The organism is Streptomyces sp. NPDC102514, from assembly GCF_055584525.1.
This window is the reverse complement of the sequence record NZ_JBVJLW010000001.1, coordinates 351007-372201: the sequence shown is the minus strand read 5'-3', so window position 1 is coordinate 372201 and position 21195 is coordinate 351007. Positions and strand designations below refer to the sequence as shown.

Below are 21195 nucleotides of genomic sequence, written 5' to 3'. Positions count from 1 at the left end.
CGTCTCGTGTCACTCGTGTCGTGTCGTGTCATGTCAGGGGACGTTGACGAACGCCAGGACCGCCTTGCCGTCGCACCGGCCCGATGCGGCGTCCCAGCAGCGGTAGACGGTCTCCGCGTGCAGGAACGGGGAGCCGCCGGCCGGAACACGCCGGGTGACGGACCGGAATTCCATCTCCCCCGAAAACGCACGGGGATTGACCGGACGCCGGAAATTCGCGGCGAACCGGGCGATGAGAATGTCAGGGAGCTGATGCTTCCAGAAATCGTCCAGCGTCCAGGATTCGAACCCCGCCAGCAGCCCCTCTTCCACGGACTTGGCGACGAGGTAATACATCATCTGGTTGTAGCAGATGTTCACCTCGACGGAATTCAGATGCCCTGTGTCGTTGATGTAGCACGACTCCGGGATCGCGAACTCGCAGCGGGCTGACGCCTGTCCGGCGCCTTCGGACACCACGACGGCCGAACGCAGGTATTTGCAGTGGTCCTTGTAGGGCGTGAGCACCCGCGCCAGCAGGTGCTCGTCCGTGGGGTGCTCGGTCGCGAGGAGGGGTGTCATGCCGCCTCGATTCCGTCGTGGAGTTTGCGCTCGTCGTGCACGGTGACGCGGAAGGAGACGGTCGGTTCGGGTGCGGTCGTGTGCCGGGCGCGGTGGATGAGACTGCGGTTGTCCCAGACCAACAGGTCGCCCTGCTCGAAACCCTGAAGGTGGATGTTGTCGTGCTCGAAGGTCTCGTCGAGCTGGCCGGTGGCCTCGAACAGGCGCTTGAGCAGCTCCTCGTCGAGCGGCTCGCCGTCCCGGTCCTCGATGCCGACGGTGAATCCCTCACTGAGATAGAGGACGGTCTCGCCGGTCATGGGATGGGTGAAGGTGGTCGGCTGCGTGACGGCCGGGGTCTTCCGTTCGACCTCCTCGATGATCTCGGATATCGGCCGGTAGACGTCATGGGGACGGATCTTGAAGTACTTGCGCACGGAGTGCCGGCAGTACGTTCCGTCGATCTCCTTCTTGAGTTCCCGGGGCAGTCCGTCGTATGCCCGGCCCATGTCGATGAAGTACGTGCCCCTGTTCTTCGCCGGAATCACCTGGGGGTATATCAGGGTGATTCCGAAGGGGTCCGGCATGAACTGGTAGTCGGCGTGCCAGAACTTGCCGGTCCTCGGTACGCCTATCTGCTGTCCGTTCTCCGGAACATTGGAGGAGACGAATATCTCCGTGACCTCCGGGTGGTGGTACATGGGCTCGTAGTAGGTCTCCGGGCGGCCCAGTCGCCTGCCGAGTGCGAGGAACGCTTCGGGAGAGAGGTCCTGTCCCTTCAGGACGGCGATCTTCTTCGTGTAGACGGCGTTCTTGAGGACGTCGATGTCGGCGTCGGAGGCGTCGGTGTGGTCGAACCCCTCGACGATCACGCCGATCGCGTCGCCGGGCTGGTCTTGGATGTGCATGGGTTGCCTTTCTCGGGAGATCGGCCGGGGCACCGGCCGACTGCTCGTGGACGCTGCTCAGGACGTGGTGATGTCCGCCGTCGGACGGCGGGCGAACAGCGCGAGCGCGCCGCAGCCGATGCCTGCCGCGACGACGAGGACGGCGGTACGGATGCCGTCGAGGAGGACCGGGCCGGAGGCGTTCTGCCCGATGCCGCCGGCCGTCGCGACCAGTACGGCCAGGCCCACGGCACCGCCGACCTGCAGGGCGGTCGACGCCATTCCGGAGGCCACGCCCTGGTCACCGGGGGCGATCCCGGCGGACGCGGCGATCCACATCCCCGTCCAGGCGGCTCCTTGGCCGAGGCCCAGCAGGACGATCCCCGGCAGCAGCGCGGGATACGAGCCGTCCGAGGTCAGCGCCGGAGTCAGTGCCACTGCTCCGGCGGCGCCCAGCGTCATCCCGCCCACCAGCATGCGGTGGACGCCGAAGACGGACACGGCACGCTCACCGGCCTGTGTACCTACGGCGACCACGAGGGCGGGGACGAGGAACGCGAGCCCGGTGGCGGCGGCACCGTATCCCTGGACCGTGCGGAAGTAGAGAGTCAGGAAGTACGGGACCGCACTGAAGGTGGCACCGAACAGGGCGGCGATCGCCATGGTGGTCAGCAGACCGCGGTGGCCGAGCAGCCTTGCCGGGAGGAGCGGATCACGGGACCTGCGCTCCACCACGGCGAAGAGCATCAGCAGGCCGAGGGAGAGCACGGCGCTCACGAGGACCGTGGGAGTCGCCCAGCCCTCGGCGGGTGCCCGCACCAGCACGAACACCAGGAGGGTGATGCCGCCCGTCGCGGTCAGCGCACCCGCCACGTCGAAGCTCCGCGAGCGGTCCCGCGGTCCGTCGGCGGGGAAGAGCAGCCGTCCGGCCACCGCGAGTGCTCCCGCCACGGGCACGTTGACGAAGAACACCGACGGCCAGCCGAACGCCTCCACCAGCACCCCGCCGAGCAGCGATCCGAAGCACAGCCCGCCGGCTCCCGCGGCGCCCCAGACCGCCAGTGCGCGGTTCCGGTCGCGCCCCTCCTCGTACAGGGTGCCGATCAGGGACAGTGTCGCCGGGAACAGCAGGGAACCGCCGATGCCCTGGACCGCCCGGACGGCGACCAGTACGCCGGGTGACTGGGAGAGCCCGCCCACCAGGGACGAGCCCGCGTAGAGCAGCGCCGCGACGACGAACATGCGGCGCCGGCCGAGGAGGTCCGCGGCCCGGCCGCCCAGCAGCAGGAAGCCTCCCGTGGCCACGACGTAGGCGCTCACCACCCACTGCAGATCGTGGTCGGAGAAGCCCAGCCCGGCGCCGATGTCGGGCAGGGCGACGTACACGATGTTGTAGTCGAGCGAGATGACGAGCTGCCCCAGTGCCAGCACGGCCAGCGGAAGACCGAGCGCATTGCGCATCACTCGCCCCGCACGAGCCGGCGCACCTCGGTCACGAGGGCCTCCAGCGCCCGGCGTTCCGGAACGGTGGTCTCCGGATGCCAGAGGTCGATGAGCAGACAAGTTCGCGGTGCGGTGCCTTCGTTGCGCGCCTCGTGCTCGAACGAGTAGTCGAAGAGCAGACATTTCCCCTCCTCCCACGAGCGCGTTTCGCCCGCGACCGTGATGCCGCACCCGTCAGGGATGTCCACGGCGAGATGCAGATTGATGCTGAAGTTCCACAGGTCGCAATGGGGTTCGATGACGGCGCCGGGCAACAGCGTGGAGAAATGGCATTCCAGGAGGGGGCACAGGATTCCCGTGTCCACGGCGAAATCCTTCAGCACCCGGTACGCGGTGGGCGCGATACCTGCCGATTCCTCGACGAGGCCGCCGTCGCGGAAGAGATGGAGCGCCTGCCAGTTGCGCTGGCGTGTCAGATAGTGCTCGTAGTCCGAGAACGCCTCGCGGCGGGCGGTCCATGCGGAACCGAACTCCTTCCTGATCGCCCGATGGTTGGCCTCCAATGCGCGCACCACGGGTGCCAGTTCCGGGTGTGCGTAGGGATCGTGCCAGGGCGTCGGAGAGATTCCCGGCATGACCCACTTGGCCGCCTTCTGCAGTGGATGCCTTTCGCCCCTGCCCGCCGCCAGCATCTGCTCGACCCGGTCGATCGAATCCTTTCCGGACTCGGCTCTGATCGCGGCGAAGGCGTTCTCTATTTCCGGTGTCACACGGTTCTCCATGTCCCGCGTCCCGTCCCGCCGACGACCTCGCGCGGTGGCCGGCGGGGCGGGCCTGCGCTTTCACCTCAGTAGTCGGTCAGCGGTGCGCGGGAGTTCCCGGGAATTCCCAGGAATTCCCGGAAGTTCGCGCGGGAGTTCGCGGGAGTACTCATCCGGCCGTGGTCGCCGGGAGGCGCGATTCCTCTGCCTGGGCGAGAAGTCCGACGAGGGTCGCGCGGGCCCGGGCCACCCGTGAGCGGATCGTCCCGACGGCACAGCCGCTCAACTCGGCGGCCTCCTCGTAGGCCAGCCCCACCAGTTGGGTGAGCACGAACGCCTGGCGTCGCTCGGGCGCCAGCGCGTCCAGTAGGTCGAGCAGCGCCACACCCTCCTCGAAGCCGGGCAGTCCGCTCGGCCGTGCCCGGTCGGCGCAGGCCGTCCAGTCGTCCGTGTCGGCCAGCCGCGGCCGTGCGGCGGCGTACCGCAGGCTGTCGACGACCGTGCGCCGGGCGATGGACAGCAGCCAGGTACGTGCCGACGAGCGCCCCTCGAACCGGTGCAGGCTGCCCAGCGCCCGCAGGAAGGTGTCCTGCGCCAGATCGTCGGCCACCTGGTGGTCGGCGCCGACATGGGTGAGGTAGCGGACGACGTCCGGACGCAGGGCGCGCACGAACCGGTCGACGGCATGGGGGTCGCCGCCCCGGGCGGCCAGCGCCCAGGCGGTGGCCGCCTCGTCACGCGACTCCGACGTGCCGGCTTCCGACGTGTCAGGTTCAGCCGTACCGGATTCAACCGTGCCGGATTCCGACGTGCCGGATTCAGCCGTCACCGGCCCGGCCGGTCCACGACCGCGTCACTCCGCACGGTTCCGCTGCGCTCGAAGTGCAGGGTGAACGTCACGAGGTCGCCGATCCGCCAGTCCGCGTTCACCGGCACGATCACGTCGAGGCTGTTCGGGGACATGGAGATGCTGTCGCCGGCCGGTACCGGGACCGAGGTCACCGTCCGCGCGGAGGCCGAGCGGGCGCCGGTCATGCGATGGCGGCTGAGGGTGGTGGCGCCGCCGGTCTCGGTGAACGTCACCTTGAGCAGCCGGTCCGCCGAGCCTCCGGTGTTGGTGATCCGGAAGAAGGCCGCCGTCTCCGGGGTGTCACCGGTGGGCAGGAACAGGCGTCCGCCGGTGACCGCGATCCGGGCCGGGCTGCCCGCGTTGCCGAGGACCGTCCACATGCTCAGACCGCCGAGGGCGAGGACGGACACGGCGACGGGCGCGAGCGCGGCGAGCAGGGTGTCGGTGAGCCGGCGGCGCGTCGGCCGCCAGAGGGCCTGGTCGGTCATCATCGGGTACGCCTCCGGGCGGCGGGCGAGGGCTGCCAGGCGCGCAGGCGCAGGCTGTTGGCGACGACCAGCACCGAGCTGGCCGACATGGCCGCCGCGGCGAGCATCGGGTTGAGCAGGCCGACCATGGCGAGCGGCACGGTGACGGCGTTGTAGCCGAAGGCCCACACGAGGTTGGCGCGGATGGTGCCCAGGGTGCGGCGGGCGAGCAGGATCGCGTCCGCGAGGGCCTCGATGTCGCCGCGCACCAGCGTCACGTCCGCGGCCCCGATGGCCACGTCGGTGCCGCTGCCCATGGCGATGCCGAGGTCGGCTCCGGCCAGCGCGGCGGCGTCGTTCACCCCGTCACCGACGACCGCGACCCGGTAACCCTGCTTCTGAAGGTCCCGTACGAGGTCTGCCTTGTCCTCGGGTGTGCGGCGGGCGTGCACCTCGTCGATCCGCAGGGCGGACGCGACGGCCGTGGCGGGCGCCTCCCGGTCGCCGGTCGCGAGCACGGGGCGCACCCCGAGGTGGCGCAGCCGTTCGACGGCCCGGTAGCTGCCGGGCCGTACGACGTCGCCGATCGCGATCAGGGCTTCGACCGTGCCGTCGACCCGGACCATGACGGGTGTGTGGGCGGCGGCCTCGGCCGCCGACAGGGCGTCCGCGAGCGCGGCGGGCAGCTCGTCGTCCGGGGTGAGTACTTCGACGAGCCGCCCCTCGACCCGGCCGCGCACCCCCCGCCCCGGCAGAGCACGGAACTCGCTCACCCCGAGCGGCCCATGAACCTCGGGCGTTTGAACCGCTTCCGAAACTCCCGCTCCTCCCGGCCGCTGTCGGCCCGCGGCCGACTCGCGCCGCGCGTACGCCGTGACGGCCCGGCCGAGCGGATGCTCCGAGCCCTGCTCCACGGCCCCCGCCAGCCGCAGCACGGCGTCCCTGCCGAGTCCGTCCGGTACGGCGGTGACCGCGGTGACGCTCATATGGCCGGAGGTGAGTGTGCCGGTCTTGTCCAGGACGACGACGTCGACGTGCTGCAGCCCCTCCAGCGCCTGCGGGCCGGTGACCAGCACGCCGAGCTGGGCGCCACGGCCGGTCGCGGCCAGCAGCGCGGTCGGGGTAGCGAGGCCGAGCGCGCAGGGGCAGGCCACGACCAGGACGGCCACGCACGCGGTGACGGCCGCCTGCGCGTCGGCACCGGCGCCCAGCCAGAAGCCCAGGGTGGTCACGGCCAGTGCCAGCACGACGGGCACGAACGCACCGGCCACCGTGTCGGCGAGCCGCTGGGCGCGCGCCTTGCCGGTCTGCGCCTCGGTGACCAGCCGGGTGATACGGGCGAGCTGCGTGTCCGCGCCGACCGCCGTGGCCCGTACGAGGAGCAGTCCGCCGGAGTTGACGGCCCCGCCGACGACGGCCGAACCGGGCCCGACCTCGATCGGCTCGGCCTCGCCGGTGACCAGGGACAGATCCACCGCGGAACTGCCCTCCGTCACCGTCCCGTCGGTGGCGACCCGCTCCCCCGGCCGCACCACGAAGACCTGCCCTGCGTGCAACTCGGCGATGGGGACGAGCCGTTCGGTGCCGTCGACGCGGACCGCCACCTCCTTGGCGGCGAGTGAGGCCAGCGATCGCAGTGCTTCCCCGGTCCCGCGCCGGGCCCTCGCCTCCAGGAAGCGGCCCGCCAGGACGAACAGCGGTACGCCGACCGCCGCTTCGAGGTAGATGTGCGGGACGCCGTCCGGGACGGAGGGCACGAGCGTGAACGGCATCCGCATCCCGGGGTCGCCGGCTCCGCCGAGGAAGAGCGCGTACGCCGACCAGGCGAAGGAGGCCAGTACACCCAGCGACACCAGGGTGTCCATGGTCGCCGTGGAGTGCCGCAGACCGCGTACCGCGCGGGTGTGGAAGGGCCAGGAGCCCCACACGGCGACGGGTGCGGTGAGGGCGAAGCACAGCCACTGCCAGTTGCGGAACTGGAGTGCGGGCACCATCGACAGGACGAGTACGGGCAGGGCGAGCAGGGCCGTGACGATGAGCCGGTCGCGCGCCGACCTCGTGTCCTCGGAACCGTCGTCGTCCGGCGTTTCGCGCTGCTCGCCCCTGGGCGTGGGCGGTTCGGGTACGGCCGCGGTGTATCCGGCCTTCTCGACGGTCGCGACGAGTTCGCCTGGGCCGATGTCCGCCGGATGGGTCACGCGGGCGGTGCCGGTGGCCAGATTGACGGTCGCCGTGACCCCTTCCAGCCTGCCCAGCTTCTTCTCCACCCGGTTCACGCAGGCCGCGCAGGTCATCCCGCCGACGGTCAGATCGGTGGTGACCAGAGCGGCCATCGTCACCTGTTCCGCGCCCATCAGCGGTCTCCCTCATGCGTGTCGCCCATACCGCCCATGTCCCCGCCGTCCCCCATGTCGTCGCCGCCTCCGGTGCCGGTGCCGGGGTCCGTGCCGCTGCCGCTCGTACCGGTTGGGCCGTGCATTCCGGGTGCGACGGGTCCGGCGGACACCCCGGCGCCGTAGGAGGCCGTGAAGAGGAGTGCCAGCAGCAGGAAGAAGCCGCAGAGGGCGGGCGGGGGTGCCGTTCTCCGCAGGAACACGGCCGCACCGCTTGCGGGGGATCGCCGGGGCTCGTCCATCAACCGCGTCTCCAGGTCACGTCGTACGGCGTCGCCGGGATCGCGCCGAACCGCCTCAGTAGTCGGGCCGGCCGCGAGCGGGGTTCCTCGGTGCTCCTGTGGCCCGCGTCACACGAGTGGCGGTTGCTCCGGGCGTGGCTTCAGAGGCGCGCAGACGTCCGGCGTCGGCGGACACGCCGGTGCTCCCGCAGCCGTGTCGCACGGTCCTCAACCCGGTGTGCCCGACCAGTGAGGGACGTCACCCAGGCCGCGAGGGGAAGGTCACAGTCCTCGCCTCTGCTGTGGCTCAAGCAATCTGCCCTAGCATCCGAGCATGACGGTCCTGCCCAACGACGGGCTCTCGCTGGCCGCCGAGTTTCCTTCCGCGACACATGAACAGTGGCGACGCCTCGTGGCGGGCGTACTGAACAAGTCGGGCAGGGAGGTCTCGGACGAGACGGCGGAGGCAGCCCTGTCCACCGCGCTGGAGGACGGGCTCGCCACCCGGCCTCTGTACACGGCGCACGACGAGGCCCCTGATCCCGGTTTCCCCGGCTTCGCGCCCTTCGTACGAGGGGGCAGGCCCGACGGGAGCACCGTGGGCGGCTGGGGCGTACGCCAGCGGCACACGACCGCCGACGGCGCCGCGGTCCTCGCGGACCTGGAGAACGGCGTCAGTTCGCTCTGGCTGGTCGTCGGCGAGGGCGGATTCCCGGTGTCGTCGCTCGCTCAGGCCCTCGAAGGTGTCCTCCTCGACCTGGCGCCCGTCGTCCTCGACGCGGGACGCGACACCGAGCCGGCCGCGCGGGAGCTGCTGCGGCTGTACGGGGAGCGGGGCGTCGCCAAGGACGCGGTGCGCGGCAGTCTCGGCGCGGACCCGCTGGGCCACGAGGCGCGCAGCGGCGAGGCGTTGGACTTCGCACCGGCCGCCGTTCTCGCACGGCGGTGTGCCGAGGAGTATCCGGGGCTGCGTGCGCTGACCGTGGACGCGCTGCCGTACCACGAGGCGGGCGGCTCGGCCGCGCAGGAACTGGGTGCTTCCCTGGCGACCGGTGTCGCCTACCTCCGGGAGCTGACCGAGGCGGGCCTGTCCGCCGAACAGGCCTGCGGGCAGCTGGAGTTCCGGTACGCGGCCACCGCCGACCAGTTCCTCACCATCGCCAAGCTGCGCGCCGCGCGCCGGCTGTGGGCGCGGGTCGCCGAGGTGTGCGGGGCGCCGCGGGCGGGGGCGCAGGTGCAGCACGCCGTGACCTCGCCGGTGATGATGTCGCGCCGCGATCCCTGGGTGAACATGCTGCGCACGACGATCGCCACGCTCGCCGCCGGGGTGGGCGGCGCCGACGCCGTCACCGTGCTGCCCTTCGACCACGCCCTCGGGCTGCCGGACGCCTTCGCCCGCCGTATCGCCCGCAACACCTCGACGATCCTGGTCGAGGAGTCGCATCTGGCCCGGGTGATCGACCCGGCGGGCGGCTCCTGGTACGTGGAGCGGCTCACGGACGAACTCGCCCACGCGGGCTGGGAGTTCTTCCAGCGGATCGAGGGCCTGGGCGGTCAGGCGACCGCCCTGCGCTCGGGCCGTCTCGGCGAGGACCTGGCGAGGACCTGGGAGGCGCGCAGCGCGAAGCTCGCGAAGCGGCGCGAACCCATCACCGGGGTCAGTGAGTTCCCGAACCTCGGCGAGCGCGTTCCGCAGCGTGAGCCCGTCCCCGAGCCGCCGTCAGGCGGGCTCCCGAAGGTGCGCCGCGACGAGGCGTTCGAGGTGCTGCGGGCCCGTTCCGACGCGCATCTCGCCGCCACGGGCAGCCGGCCGCGCGTCTACCTGGCCTCCATCGGCCCCGCCGCCGCGCACACCGCACGGACCTCCTTCGTCTCGAACCTCTTCCAGGCCGGCGGCATCGAACCCGTCACCGAGGGCGCCTTCGAGGACAGCGGGGCCACCGAGGCGTGTCTGTGTTCCAGCGACGCGCTGTACGAGGAGCAGGCCGCGAGCACCGCCCGGGACCTCAAGGCGGCGGGCGCCGGGCACGTGTTCCTCGCCGGCCGTCCCGGGCAGTACACGGATGTCGACGCGTACGTCTTCGCGGGCTGCGACGCCGTCGCCGTGCTCTCCGCCACCCTCGACCGCATGGGAGTGTCCTGATGGGAATCCCCGACTTCTCCGGGATCCGGCTGGGGACCCCGACCGCCGAGGGCGGCCCCGACGACTGGCGCACGGCCGTCAAGCACGCGACCGGCAGCGACGAAGCCTTCTGGGAGACGCCGGAGGGCATCGCGGTCAAGCCGCTGTACACCGGCCGTGACCTGGAGGGTCTCGACTTCCTGGAGACCTACCCGGGCGTCGCGCCGTATCTGCGCGGCCCGTATCCCACCATGTACGTCAACCAGCCCTGGACGATCCGTCAGTACGCGGGGTTCTCGACGGCCGAGGAGTCCAACGCCTTCTACCGCCGCAATCTGGCCGCGGGCCAGAAGGGTCTGTCGGTCGCCTTCGACCTGCCGACCCACCGCGGCTACGACAGCGACCACCCGCGGGTGACCGGTGACGTCGGCATGGCGGGCGTGGCCATCGACTCGATCCTCGACATGCGGCAGCTGTTCGACGGGATCCCGCTCGACAAGATGTCCGTGTCGATGACGATGAACGGCGCCGTGCTGCCGGTGCTCGCGCTGTACATCGTGGCGGCGGAGGAACAGGGCGTACCGCCGGAGAAGCTGGCCGGGACCATCCAGAACGACATCCTCAAAGAGTTCATGGTCCGCAACACCTACATCTATCCGCCGAAGCCGTCGATGCGGATCATCTCCGACATCTTCGCGTACACCTCGCAGCGGATGCCCCGCTACAACTCCATCTCCATCTCCGGCTACCACATCCAGGAAGCCGGGGCGACGGCCGATCTGGAGCTGGCGTACACCCTCGCGGACGGTGTCGAGTACATCCGGGCGGGCCGTGAAGTGGGCCTGGACGTGGACGCGTTCGCACCGCGGCTGTCGTTCTTCTGGGCGATCGGCATGAACTTCTTCATGGAGGTCGCCAAGCTGCGGGCGGCGCGCCTGCTGTGGGCGAAGCTGGTGCGGCAGTTCGATCCGCAGAACGCCAAGTCCCTTTCCCTGCGCACCCATTCGCAGACCTCGGGCTGGTCGCTGACCGCGCAGGACGTGTTCAACAACGTGACGCGTACGTGCGTGGAGGCGATGGCGGCGACGCAGGGCCACACCCAGTCGCTGCACACCAACGCCCTCGACGAGGCGCTCGCGCTGCCCACCGACTTCTCGGCGCGCATCGCCCGCAACACCCAGCTGCTGATCCAGCAGGAGTCGGGCACGACCCGGGTCATCGACCCGTGGGGCGGCAGCGCGTACGTCGAGAAGCTGACGTACGACCTCGCGCGGCGGGCCTGGCAGCACATCGAGGAGGTCGAGGCGGCGGGCGGGATGGCCAAGGCCATCGACGCGGGCATCCCCAAGCTGCGTATCGAGGAGGCCGCGGCCCGTACGCAGGCGCGGATCGACTCGGGGCGCCAGCCGGTGATCGGCGTCAACAAGTACCGCGTGGAGACCGACGAGCAGATCGACGTCCTCACGGTCGACAACTCCTCCGTGCGCACCCAGCAGATCGAGAAGCTGCGGCGGCTGCGGGCGGAGCGCGACGAGGGCGCGTGCCAGGACGCGCTCGACGCGCTGACCCGGGCGGCCGGCGGCGAGGGCAACCTGCTGGAGCTGGCGGTGCGCGCGGCCCGTGCCAAGGCAACCGTCGGGGAGATCTCGGACGCGCTGGAGAAGGTGTACGGGCGGCACGCGGGCCAGATCCGTACGATCGCCGGTGTGTACCGCAACGAAGCAGGCGAGTCCCCGTCCGTGGACCGCACCCGTACGCTCGTGGACTCCTTCGAGGAGGCCGAGGGCCGCCGCCCGCGCATCCTGGTCGCCAAGATGGGCCAGGACGGGCACGACCGCGGCCAGAAGGTGATCGCGACCGCCTTCGCGGACCTCGGCTTCGACGTCGACGTGGGCCCGCTGTTCCAGACCCCGGGCGAGGTGGCCCGTCAGGCGGTGGAGGCGGACGTGCACATCGTGGGCGTCTCGTCGCTGGCCGCCGGGCACCTCACGCTCGTACCGGCGCTGCGGGAGGAGCTGGCGGCGGAGGGCCGCGAGGACATCATGGTCGTCGTCGGCGGGGTGATCCCGCCGCAGGACGTGCCGACGCTGCTGGAGATGGGCGCGGCGGCCGTGTTCCCGCCCGGGACGGTGATCCCGGAAGCGGCGTACGACCTCGTGCAGCGGCTGTCGGCCGGCCTCGGGCACGACCTGTGATCGAACTCGACACCTACGTCAAGGGCGTACTCGACGGGAAGCGGGCGCTGATCGCGCGCGCCATCACGCTCGTCGAGTCCACCCGGCCCCAACACCGTTCGCTGGCGCAGGAGTTGCTCACCGAGCTGCTTCCGTACAGCGGGCGGGCGCGGCGGATCGGCGTCAGTGGGGTGCCGGGGGTCGGCAAGTCGACGTTCATCGACGCGTTCGGCACGATGCTGACGGGACTGGGTCACCGGGTGGCGGTGCTTGCGGTGGACCCGTCGTCCAGCCGCACGGGCGGTTCGATCCTGGGCGACAAGACCCGGATGGAGCGGCTGGCCGTCGACCCGGCGGCCTTCATCCGCCCCTCCCCCACCGCCGGAACCCTCGGCGGGGTGGCGAAGGCGACGCGTGAGTCGATCGTCGTCATGGAGGCCGCAGGCCACGACGTGGTGCTGGTGGAGACGGTCGGCGTCGGCCAGTCGGAGACCGCGGTCGCGAACATGGTCGACTCCTTCCTGCTGCTGACCCTGGCCCGCACCGGCGACCAGCTCCAGGGCATCAAGAAGGGCGTCCTGGAACTGGCGGACGTGATCGCCGTCAACAAGGCGGACGGGCCGCACGAACGTGACGCCAAGGCCGCCGCGCGGGAACTGGCGGGCGCCCTGCGGCTGATGCACGGCAAGGACGCGGCCTGGACGCCGCCCGTACTGAGTTGCAGCGCCCGCGAATCGGCCGGTCTCGACACCGTCTGGGAACGCCTCGAACAGCACCGCACGCTGCTCGAATCGACCGGCCGGCTCGCCGCCAAGCGCCGGGACCAGCAGGTCGACTGGACCTGGACCATGGTCCGCGACGAGCTGCTGGGCCGGCTGCACGCCGATCCGGCCGTACGCGCCCTCACGCCGTCCCTGGAGGAACAGGTGCGCAACGGCGAGCTGACGGCCACGCTCGCCGCCGAGCGGATCCTGCGGGCGTTCAACGGGCCGGGAGCGGGCGACGGCGCGGGCTGACGGTCAGCGGGTCACGGTGTGCTGTCCCGTACGTCGAGGTGGGCCCACGGGTCGTCGACCTGCTGTGCCCCGGCCGCTTCCTCCTGGGCGGCAGCCTCGGCGGCGGCTTCCTTGGCGCGCTTCTTGAACGCCACGGTCCTGCGGGCCTTGGCGATGACCTCGTCGTGGTCCCAGCCGAAGGTCGCGGCGTCGAGCCGGGCGTTGAAGGCGGTCAGCAGCTCGGGGCTGATCGCCGCGAGCGCGGTGCGCAGCTCGGCGAGCGTCTGCGGTCCCTCGGCGAACTCGAACTCGTACGGGTCCGAGGATGCCTCTGAGCTCGGCTCGTGCGGTAGCGCGGACATGTGTGTGACCTCCGGTCGTGATGTCTTCACGGTACGCGGTCGATGTGGCTTCCGTGCAACCAGGACCGATCTCCGACGGTGTGCCCGAACCCTGTGCCGCGTCGCCCCGCGAGGGGTATGCCAGAGCGGTTTGCCGGAGCTACGTGCTCGCAAACGGCCTGGCCACGGGCCGGTGACGACCGCATCACGATGGCCTCCTCAGGCGTAGCGGGTCGCGTGGGGCTTCGTTGAACGTGCCATGACGATGTGTGACGAGGGCGGTCCCCCGGTTTTCTTCGCACGAGCACCGGCCGGGTCCTGGCCGGACGAAGGGGGCGACTGCCGTTGGTGCAGCATCCTCCTCGGCCCCGCCCCTGTCTCGGGATCCGCCGTGCCGGGGTCCGCACCGGGGGAACACGGCCGCGCCCGGTCCGCGGAGTGGCGCGCCGACGGCCTGCGGACCTGGCCGGAGCGGGTACGGCCGGTGATGCTGCCGCTGGCGGCGCTCACCGTGCTGGCCGTGCTGGCGCTGGCCGTGTGGGGCTGAGCGGGCGCGCGGCGACGGCGCCGTGCGGCGCGCGTCCGCCCCGCGCCCGCCGCGCCCACCGCGTCGCGCCAAGTGCCACGAAATGCCCCGCCGGGGCACGGCGACGGATTCCGGCCTTCCTGGGAGGGTGACAGAGGCCGCCGCTCCGGTCGGCGAGGGCGGCGGCCCCCGGCGCACACGGCCCGCGGACGGTCCCACGCCGTCCGACGCGGAGGCCTCCGTTTGCGGCCCGGCGCGTCCGCACGGCAGGGTTCGGGGGTGGCTACCTTGCTGATCGTGCACCACACGCCCTCGCCCCACTGCCAGGCGATGTTCGAGGCCGTCGTCGCCGGGGCGAACGACCCGGAGATCGAGGGCGTACGCGTCGTCCGGCGGGCGGCGCTGGCCGCGACGGCCGCCGACGTGCTGGCCGCCGACGGATATCTGCTCGGCACACCGGCGAACCTGGGCTACATGTCCGGCGCCCTGAAGCATTTCTTCGACCAGGTCTACTACCCCTGCCTGGACACGACCCGGGGCAGGCCCTTCGGCTACTACGTGCACGGGGGCAACGACGTCACCGGCGCGGTCCGGGGCATCGAGTCGATCGTCAAGGGCCTGGGCTGGCGGCGCTCGGCCGAGGCCGTGACCGTGACGGGCGAGCCGGACAAGGCCGACGTCGAGGCGTGCCGGGAACTGGGCGCCTCCCTCGCCGCCGGCCTCATGGACTGACCGTGGTGGTGTGCCTACGGCGTCACGGCGCGAGCAGCAGGCTGTCGCCGCGCTCCTTGGCGGCGGCGTAACGCCGGGCCACGTCCTGCCAGTTGACGACGGCCCACATGGCGTCGATGAAGTCGACCTTCTGGTTCTTGTACTGGAGATAGAAGGCGTGCTCCCAGGCGTCGAAGACCAGGACCGGCGTCGAGCCCTGACCGACGTTGCCCTGGTGGTCGTAGACCTGCTCGACGATCAGCCGTCCGCTGAGCGGCTCGTAGGCGAGGACGCCCCAGCCGGAACCCTGGGTGGTCGCGGACGCCTTGGTGAGCTGCGCCTTGAACGCGGCGAAGGAGCCGAACGACTCCGAGATCGCGTCCGCCAGCTCCCCCACACCGTCCGCGGCGAGGGGCTCGCCGCCGCCGTCACCGGTCATGTTGTGCCAGTAGATGGAGTGCAGGATGTGCCCGGAGAGGTGGAAGGCGAGGTTCTTCTCCAGGCCGTTGATCGAGCCCCACGACTCCTTGTCGCGGGCTTCCGCGAGCTGCTCAAGGGTGTCGTTCGCGCCCTTCACGTACGCCGCGTGGTGCTTGTCGTGGTGCAGCTCGACGATCTGCGGGTTGATGACCGGTTCGAGCGCCGCGTAGTCGTACGGAAGCTCCGGGAGCGTGTAAACAGCCATGTCCAACATCCTTCGGACTTGTTATTGCAACCAGTATGCAGTTGCACGCTAGCAGCAGAAGGGGCGGGGCGCCGCCGATCAACACAGCGAGGGCCGGAGGGGTTTCCCCTCCGGCCCTCGCTCTGTCACGGTCCTCGGTCAGTACTCCCCGACCTCGGCGCCCGCTCTCAGTCCTCGCCCTCCAGGTCCCCTTCCGTCTCCAGGTACACCTGGCGCAGCGCCTCCAGCACCGCCGGGTCGGGCTTCTCCCACATGCCGCGGGACTCCGCTTCGAGCAGCCGCTCGGCGATGCCGTGCAGGGCCCACGGGTTGGCCTGCTGCAGGAACTCGCGGTTGGTCGGGTCCAGGACGTACGTCTCGGTGAGCTTGTCGTACATCCAGTCGGCGATCACGCCCGTGGTCGCGTCGTAACCGAAGAGGTAGTCGACGGTGGCGGCGAGTTCGAAGGCGCCCTTGTAGCCGTGGCGGCGCATCGCCTCGATCCACTTGGGGTTGACGACCCGGGCGCGGAAGACCCGGGAGGTCTCCTCGACGAGCGTGCGGGTGCGGACCGTCTCGGGGCGCGTCGAGTCGCCGATGTACGCCTCGGGGGCGGTGCCGCGCAGCGCCCGCACGGTGGCCACCATGCCGCCGTGGTACTGGAAGTAGTCGTCCGAGTCCGCGATGTCGTGCTCGCGGGTGTCCGTGTTCTTGGCGGCGACCGCGATGCGCTTGTACGCGGTCTCCATCTCGTCCCGGGCCGGACGGCCGTCGAGTTCACGGCCGTAGGCGTAGCCGCCCCACACCGTGTAGACCTCGGCGAGGTCGGCGTCGGTGCGCCAGTCGCGGGAGTCGATGAGCTGCAGCAGCCCGGCGCCGTACGTACCGGGCCGGGAGCCGAAGATACGGGTGGTGGCACGCCGTTCGTCGCCGTGTTCGGCCAGGTCGGCCTGGGTGTGGGCGCGGACGAAATTCGCCTCGGCCGGTTCGTCGAGCGAGGCGGCCAGGCGTACGGCGTCGTCGAGCAGGCCGATCGTGTGCGGGAACGCGTCGCGGAAGAAGCCCGAGATGCGCAGCGTCACGTCGATACGGGGGCGGCCCAACTCCTCGTACGGGACGGCCTCCAGGCCCGTGACCCGGCGTGAGGCGTCGTCCCAGACGGGGCGGACGCCGAGCAGGGCGAGTGCTTCGGCCACGTCGTCGCCGGCCGTGCGCATCGCGCTGGTGCCCCACAGGGAGAGGCCGACGGAGGTGGGCCAGTCGCCGTTGTCGGTGCGGTAGCGCTCCAGGAGGGAGTCGGCGAGGGCCTGGCCGGTCTCCCAGGCGAGCCGGGAGGGGACGGCCTTGGGGTCGACCGAGTAGAAGTTCCGGCCGGTCGGCAGGACGTTGACCAGACCGCGCAGGGGCGATCCGGAGGGGCCGGCCGGGACGAAGCCGCCGTTCAGGGCGTGCACGGTGTGGTCGAGTTCGGCGGTGGTCGCGGCGAGGCGCGGCACGACCTCGCGGGCGGCGAACTCCAGGATGGCGGCGACCTGTTCGCCCTGGTCGGTGGGGACGGCGGCCGGGTCCCAGTCGGCGTCGTCCATCGCCTGCACCAGCGCGCGGGCCTTGTCCTCCGCCTCGTCGGCGGTGGTGCGGGTCGCGGCCGACTCGTCCAGGCCGAGCGCCTCGCGCAGGCCGAGCAGAGCGGCGGCGCCGCCCCAGATCTGGCGGGCGCGGAGGATCGCGAGGACGAGGTTGACGCGGTCCGCGCCCTTCGGCGGGTTGCCGAGGACGTGCAGGCCGTCGCGGATCTGGGCGTCCTTGATCTCGCACAGCCAGCCGTCGACGTGCAGCAGGAAGTCGTCGAAGCCGTCGTCCTCGGGGCGGTCCTCGAGTCCCAGGTCGTGGTCGAGCTTCGCGGCCTGGATGAGGGTCCAGATCTGGGCGCGGATCGCGGGCAGCTTCGCCGGGTCCATGGCCGCGATCTGGGCGTGCTCGTCGAGCAGTTGCTCCAGCCGCGCGATGTCCCCGTAGGAGTCCGCGCGGGCCATCGGCGGGACCAGGTGGTCGACGAGCGTGGCGTGGACGCGGCGCTTGGCCTGGGTGCCCTCGCCCGGGTCGTTGACCAGGAACGGGTAGACGAGCGGCAGATCGCCGAGGGCTGCGTCCGGACCGCACGCGGCGGACAGCCCGGCGTTCTTGCCGGGCAGCCACTCCAGGTTGCCGTGCTTGCCGAGGTGGATCATCGCGTCGGCCCCGAAACCGCCGTCCGCGTGCGCGGCGGCGATCCAGCGGTAGGCAGCGAGGTAGTGGTGCGAGGGGGGCAGATCGGGGTCGTGGTAGATCGCGATCGGGTTCTCGCCGAAGCCGCGCGGCGGCTGGATGAGGACCAGCAGGTTCCCGCGGCGCAGGGCCGCGAGCACGATGTCGCCCTCCGGGTTGCTGCTGCGGTCGACGAACATCTCGCCGGGCGCCGGGCCCCAGTGCTGCTCGACGGCGGTGCGCAGCGCCTCGGGCAGGGTCGCGTACCAGCGCTTGTAGTCGGCCGCCGGGATACGGACCGGGTTACGGGCCAGCTGCTCCTCGGTGAGCCAGTCCTGGTCGTGGCCGCCCGCCTCGATCAGCGCGCGGATCAGTTCGTCGCCGTCCCCGGAGACCAGTCCCGGGATGTCCTGCTCGGGCCCGAAGTCGTAGCCCTCGCCGATGAGTCGGCGCAGGATCGCGACGGCGCTCGCGGGGGTGTCGAGGCCGACGGCGTTGCCGATCCGGGAGTGCTTGGTCGGGTACGCGGACAGCACCAGCGCCAGCCGCTTCTCGGCGGCCGGGATGTGCCTGAGCCGGGCGTGGCGTACGGCGATCCCGGCCACCCGGGCGGCCCGCTCGGGGTCGGCGACGTACGCGGGGAGGCCGTCCTCGTCGATCTCCTTGAAGGAGAACGGCACGGTGATCAGGCGGCCGTCGAACTCCGGGACCGCGATCTGGCTCGCCGCGTCCAGCGGGGAGACGCCCTCGTCGCTCTCCTCCCAGGCGGTCCGCGAGCCGGTCAGGCACAGGGCCTGCAGGATCGGGATGTCCAGGCCGGTGAGGGCGCCCGCGTCCCAGGACTCGTCGTCGCCGCCCGCGGAGGCCTCGGCGGGCTTGGTGCCACCGGCCGCGAGGACGGTCGTGACGATCGTGTCGGCCGCCCGCAGCTCCTCGATCAGCTCCGGCTCGGGGGCGCGCAGGGAGGCCACGTACAGGGGCAGCGCGCGACCGCCGGCGTCCTCCACCGCGTCGCACAGGGCGCCGATGAAGGCCGTGTTGCCGCTCATGTGGTGGGCGCGGTAGTAGAGCACCGCGATGGTCGGGGCGCCGGGGATCTCGCGGGCCGTGCGCTCCAGCGGGCCCCAGGTCGGGGCGGGAGCGGGCGGGTCGAAGCCGTGGCCGGTCAGCAGGACCGTGTCCGAGAGGAAGCGGGCCAGCTGGTCGAGGTTGTCGGGGCCGCCGTGGGCGAGATAGGCGTGGGCCTCGGCGGCGATGCCGATGGGCACGGTGGAGGCGGCCATCAGCTGGGCGTCGGGGGCCTGTTCGCCGGTGAGGACGACGACCGGGCGGCCGTCGGCGAGCAGCAGGTCGAGGCCGTCCTCCCAGGCGCGCAGACCGCCGAGGAGGCGTACGACGACGAGGTCGGCGCCGTCGAGGAGGGCGGGGAGGGCGTCGATGTCGAGGCGGGCCGGGTTGGCGAACCGGTAGGGCACCGGACCATCGGCCGCGCGAGCGCTGAGCAGGTCGGTGTCGGACGTCGACAGCAGGAGGATCATGTGGCGTCGGGCCTTCCTCGGGGTCCGCGCCCCGGGCGGTGGTGGACTGGGTCTCCCCGTGCTCACGCGGGAACTCGTGAGCTGGGGAAAGGGAGTTCCTGGCTCACCCGGATTCTCTGGCCGGGCTCACAGTGGCGGGACCGCGCCGGCTTCGCACCGGCTTCCTCCCCTGTCGCCGTGGTGGCGGTGGCGGATCGGATGATCCACCGAAAGGAATAGTAAGGGGCGGGGAAAAAGGGCGGGGCATACAGCCTGCGGGAACGTAGGTATGCTCGCCGCCATGTCCTCGGCTGCCCTCCGTCCATCGTCCCAGGCCACAGCGGTCTCACGGGACCGCGGTGACGCCTGCCCGGGGACCCTGCGGCTGCATGCGGCGGACGACGGGGCGCTGGCCCGCGTCAGGATCCCCGGCGGTGTGCTGACCGTCCGCCAGGCCGAGGTGCTCGCCGACGCGGCACAGCGCCTGGGCGACGGTGACGTGCATCTCACCTCGCGCGGCAACGTACAGCTGCGGGGGCTGGCGGACGGGTGCGGAGCCGCACTGGCCGAGTCGCTGACCGCCGCCGGTCTGCTGCCCTCGCGCGGGCACGAGCGGGTCCGCAACATCGTCGCCTCCCCGCTGTCCGGTCTCGACGCCCAGGGACCGGGAAGACGGGGGCTGGGGGGACAGGGGCTGCGGGACGTGCGGCCCTGGCTGTCGGCCCTCGACACCGCGCTGTGCGCGAGCGAGGCGGCGCAGGCCCTGTCGGGTCGGTTCCTGTTCGCGCTGGACGACGGGCGCGGGGATCTGGCCGATCTCGAAGCCGACGTGACGGTACGGGCCACGGCGGACGGCGGCGCGCAGCTCGCTCTCGGATCGGCGGCCCAGGCATTGCACGTGTCCGCCGAGGACGCGCCACGGGCCGCGCTGGTGGCGGCGGAAGCGTTCCTGGAGGCCGAGCGGGCCGGTGGGACACGTGCCTGGCGGGTGGCCGAGCTGGCGCTCGCGGACGACGAGTTGACCGCGCTGGTCGGTCGCCGTCTGACCGCGGAGGGCATGGGCCACGAGCGGCAGGTACGGGTGACCGGCCGCTCGGAGGGCCCGCTGCCGGGAGTTGTCGGGGACGCCTTGTCCGTGCACGTTCCGCTGGGCCGCTTCTCGGCTCCTCAGTGGCGGGAGTTGACGCGGGTCGCCCTCGGGGAGCTGCGGCTGACCCCGTGGCGCGGTGTGGTTCTTCCCACTCCGGGGACGAGCGCCGCGCAGCGGACCGAGGCGCTGGCCCGCCTCGCCGCCGTCGGCCTCGTCACCGATCCGGACTCGCCCTGGCTGCGCGTCGGCGCGTGCATCGGGCGGCCGGGCTGCGCCAAGTCGCGGGCCGACGTACGGGCGGACGCGACCGCCACGCTCGGCGCGGTCGACGAGGTGAACCACCGGAGCGGCCTTCCCCTGTACTGGTCCGGATGCGAGCGCCGCTGCGGGCACCCGCGGGGCGAACGGATCGACGTCGTCGCCGCCCCCGAGGGGGGTTACCGGCTGTCCGTCGCCGCACCCGGACACGACGAAGCACGCACGGTCTCCCTGGACGACCCTTCCCGTCTCGCCGCCGCCCTGGCGGAGATGCCATGAACCTGAGCCCGATTCCGAGCCCGAACCTGAGCCGTATGACGACCGAGAGCAGTGAGAAGAACACCGTGACCACGTACGACTACGAGAAGGACGGCGCGGCGATATACCGCCAGTCCTTCGCCACGATCCGCGCGGAGGCGGACCTCGCGGCGCTGCCCCCCGACGTCAGCCAGGTCGCCGTACGGATGATCCACGCCTGCGGAATGGTCGACCTCGTACGCGACCTCGCCTTCACCCCGGACGTGGTGTCGCGGGCCCGTGCGGCCCTGCGCGCCGGTGCGCCGATCCTCTGCGACGTCCAGATGGTGGCCAGCGGAGTGACGCGCAAGCGGCTGCCCGCGGACAACGACGTGCTCTGCACGCTGTCCGACCCGTCCGTCCCGGAACTGGCCGCGAAGCTGGGCACCACGCGCAGCGCCGCCGCGCTGGAACTGTGGCGCGACCGTCTTGAGGGTTCCGTGGTCGCCATCGGCAACGCCCCCACGGCCCTCTTCCGTCTCCTGGAGATGATCGAGGAGGGCGCGCCCCGTCCGGCCGCCGTCATCGGCGTCCCGGTCGGCTTCATCGGCGCCGCCGAGTCGAAGGACGCACTCGCCGCGCACCCGTCCGGTCTGGAACACCTGGTCGTACGCGGCCGTCGCGGAGGCAGCGCCCTGGCCGCCTCCGCTCTCAACGCGATCGCGAGCGAGGAAGAGTGAACGGCGAGAACGGC

The 21195-nt window shown here is 71.7% G+C and carries 18 protein-coding genes and 1 riboswitch; of the genes, 7 read left to right on the top strand and 11 right to left on the bottom strand.

All coding sequences use genetic code 11. The features are described from left to right. Positions 1–33: 33 nt before the first annotated feature. The 8 genes from scoD to ACZ60E_RS01650 form a co-directional block, all read right to left on the bottom strand. Positions 34–561: a (2E)-enoyl-ACP glycyltransferase gene (gene scoD, locus ACZ60E_RS01685; RefSeq protein WP_469436971.1), complete on the bottom strand. Its 528-nt coding sequence runs from the start codon at positions 559–561 to the stop codon at positions 34–36. Beyond that, entirely contained in the window at positions 558–1448 is an 891-nt protein-coding gene (gene scoE / locus ACZ60E_RS01680; protein ID WP_469436969.1) for a (3R)-3-[(carboxymethyl)amino]fatty acid oxygenase/decarboxylase, read from the bottom strand. The genes scoD and scoE overlap by 4 nt, the downstream gene beginning before the upstream one ends. A 57-nt stretch (positions 1449–1505) precedes the next feature. Continuing rightward, positions 1506–2888 (bottom strand): MFS transporter, encoded by a 1383-nt coding sequence (locus ACZ60E_RS01675; protein WP_469436967.1) that lies wholly within the window; start codon positions 2886–2888, stop codon positions 1506–1508. After that, positions 2888–3640 carry an aspartyl/asparaginyl beta-hydroxylase domain-containing protein gene (locus tag ACZ60E_RS01670; RefSeq protein WP_469436964.1) on the bottom strand — a complete coding sequence of 251 codons (753 nt, stop codon included), beginning with the start codon at positions 3638–3640 and terminating at the stop codon, positions 2888–2890. Before ACZ60E_RS01670 ends, ACZ60E_RS01675 begins: the two co-directional genes overlap by 1 nt. Before the next feature lie 160 nt (positions 3641–3800). Continuing rightward, on the bottom strand, positions 3801–4460 hold the full coding sequence (locus ACZ60E_RS01665) for a sigma-70 family RNA polymerase sigma factor (protein WP_469436962.1): 660 nt from the start codon (positions 4458–4460) through the stop codon (positions 3801–3803). Beyond that, positions 4457–4969, bottom strand: a complete 513-nt coding sequence (locus ACZ60E_RS01660) for a copper chaperone PCu(A)C (RefSeq protein WP_469438291.1) — start codon at positions 4967–4969, stop codon at positions 4457–4459. Before ACZ60E_RS01660 ends, ACZ60E_RS01665 begins: the two co-directional genes overlap by 4 nt. Beyond that, positions 4969–7302 carry a heavy metal translocating P-type ATPase gene (locus ACZ60E_RS01655; RefSeq protein ID WP_469436960.1) on the bottom strand — a complete coding sequence of 778 codons (2334 nt, stop codon included), beginning with the start codon at positions 7300–7302 and terminating at the stop codon, positions 4969–4971. The genes ACZ60E_RS01660 and ACZ60E_RS01655 overlap by 1 nt, the downstream gene beginning before the upstream one ends. Continuing rightward, complete coding sequence (locus ACZ60E_RS01650; RefSeq protein WP_469436958.1) at positions 7302–7544, bottom strand: hypothetical protein; 243 nt, start codon at positions 7542–7544, stop codon at positions 7302–7304. The genes ACZ60E_RS01655 and ACZ60E_RS01650 overlap by 1 nt, the downstream gene beginning before the upstream one ends. Before the next feature lie 352 nt (positions 7545–7896). Here ACZ60E_RS01650 and ACZ60E_RS01645 point away from each other — a divergent pair, with 352 nt between their 5' ends. The 3 genes from ACZ60E_RS01645 to meaB are packed head-to-tail and all read left to right on the top strand — an operon-like array spanning position 7897 to position 12874. Continuing rightward, the gene (locus tag ACZ60E_RS01645; RefSeq protein WP_469436956.1) at positions 7897–9705 is read left to right on the top strand and encodes a methylmalonyl-CoA mutase family protein; all 1809 of its coding nucleotides are present in this window, start codon (positions 7897–7899) and stop codon (positions 9703–9705) included. Next, positions 9705–11879: a methylmalonyl-CoA mutase gene (scpA, locus tag ACZ60E_RS01640; protein WP_469436954.1), complete on the top strand. Its 2175-nt coding sequence runs from the start codon at positions 9705–9707 to the stop codon at positions 11877–11879. Before ACZ60E_RS01645 ends, scpA begins: the two co-directional genes overlap by 1 nt. Continuing rightward, positions 11876–12874, top strand: a complete 999-nt coding sequence (gene meaB, locus ACZ60E_RS01635) for a methylmalonyl Co-A mutase-associated GTPase MeaB (RefSeq protein WP_469436952.1) — start codon at positions 11876–11878, stop codon at positions 12872–12874. Before scpA ends, meaB begins: the two co-directional genes overlap by 4 nt. Positions 12875–12885: 11 nt before the next feature. On the opposite strand, the gene ACZ60E_RS01630 is transcribed toward meaB, so the two are convergent. Beyond that, a complete protein-coding gene (locus tag ACZ60E_RS01630; protein ID WP_384805389.1) occupies positions 12886–13215 on the bottom strand; it encodes a hypothetical protein in 330 nt (109 codons plus the stop codon). A 370-nt stretch (positions 13216–13585) separates the two neighbouring features. Between ACZ60E_RS01630 and ACZ60E_RS01625 the strand changes: the two genes are divergently transcribed. Beyond that, entirely contained in the window at positions 13586–13741 is a 156-nt protein-coding gene (locus ACZ60E_RS01625) for a hypothetical protein (protein WP_469436950.1), read from the top strand. A 258-nt stretch (positions 13742–13999) separates the two neighbouring features. Next, complete coding sequence (locus tag ACZ60E_RS01620; protein ID WP_384805393.1) at positions 14000–14452, top strand: flavodoxin family protein; 453 nt, start codon at positions 14000–14002, stop codon at positions 14450–14452. Positions 14453–14474: 22 nt separating this feature from the next. On the opposite strand, the gene ACZ60E_RS01615 is transcribed toward ACZ60E_RS01620, so the two are convergent. Both ACZ60E_RS01615 and cobN read right to left on the bottom strand, forming a co-directional pair. Next, entirely contained in the window at positions 14475–15116 is a 642-nt protein-coding gene (locus tag ACZ60E_RS01615; protein ID WP_384805395.1) for a superoxide dismutase, read from the bottom strand. 167 nt (positions 15117–15283) lie between these two features. Further along, entirely contained in the window at positions 15284–18877 is a 3594-nt protein-coding gene (gene cobN / locus ACZ60E_RS01610) for a cobaltochelatase subunit CobN (protein ID WP_469436947.1), read from the bottom strand. A gap of 92 nt (positions 18878–18969) precedes the next feature. Then, a riboswitch (cobalamin riboswitch) is annotated at positions 18970–19044 on the bottom strand. A 101-nt stretch (positions 19045–19145) separates the two neighbouring features. Between cobN and cobG the strand changes: the two genes are divergently transcribed. Continuing rightward, entirely contained in the window at positions 19146–20483 is a 1338-nt protein-coding gene (cobG, locus tag ACZ60E_RS01605) for a precorrin-3B synthase (protein WP_469436945.1), read from the top strand. Positions 20484–20518: 35 nt separating this feature from the next. Beyond that, positions 20519–21181 carry a precorrin-8X methylmutase gene (locus ACZ60E_RS01600; RefSeq protein WP_385835295.1) on the top strand — a complete coding sequence of 221 codons (663 nt, stop codon included), beginning with the start codon at positions 20519–20521 and terminating at the stop codon, positions 21179–21181. The last annotated feature ends 14 nt before the right edge of the window (positions 21182–21195 follow it).

What these genes read in the sequence shown, in the direction of transcription:
- scoD (WP_469436971.1), bottom strand. Translation starts at nt 561, where the DNA reads ATGACACCCCTCCTCGCGACCGAGCACCCCACGGACGAGCACCTGCTG.
- scoE (WP_469436969.1), bottom strand. Translation starts at nt 1,448, where the DNA reads ATGCACATCCAAGACCAGCCCGGCGACGCGATCGGCGTGATCGTCGAG.
- ACZ60E_RS01675 (WP_469436967.1), bottom strand. Translation starts at nt 2,888, where the DNA reads ATGCGCAATGCGCTCGGTCTTCCGCTGGCCGTGCTGGCACTGGGGCAG.
- ACZ60E_RS01660 (WP_469438291.1), bottom strand. Translation starts at nt 4,969, where the DNA reads ATGACCGACCAGGCCCTCTGGCGGCCGACGCGCCGCCGGCTCACCGAC.
- ACZ60E_RS01655 (WP_469436960.1), bottom strand. Translation starts at nt 7,302, where the DNA reads ATGGGCGCGGAACAGGTGACGATGGCCGCTCTGGTCACCACCGATCTG.
- ACZ60E_RS01645 (WP_469436956.1), top strand. Translation starts at nt 7,897, where the DNA reads ATGACGGTCCTGCCCAACGACGGGCTCTCGCTGGCCGCCGAGTTTCCT.
- scpA (WP_469436954.1), top strand. Translation starts at nt 9,705, where the DNA reads ATGGGAATCCCCGACTTCTCCGGGATCCGGCTGGGGACCCCGACCGCC.
- ACZ60E_RS01630 (WP_384805389.1), bottom strand. Translation starts at nt 13,215, where the DNA reads ATGTCCGCGCTACCGCACGAGCCGAGCTCAGAGGCATCCTCGGACCCG.
- ACZ60E_RS01615 (WP_384805395.1), bottom strand. Translation starts at nt 15,116, where the DNA reads ATGGCTGTTTACACGCTCCCGGAGCTTCCGTACGACTACGCGGCGCTC.
- cobN (WP_469436947.1), bottom strand. Translation starts at nt 18,877, where the DNA reads ATGATCCTCCTGCTGTCGACGTCCGACACCGACCTGCTCAGCGCTCGC.
- cobG (WP_469436945.1), top strand. Translation starts at nt 19,146, where the DNA reads ATGCTCGCCGCCATGTCCTCGGCTGCCCTCCGTCCATCGTCCCAGGCC.
- ACZ60E_RS01600 (WP_385835295.1), top strand. Translation starts at nt 20,519, where the DNA reads ATGACGACCGAGAGCAGTGAGAAGAACACCGTGACCACGTACGACTAC.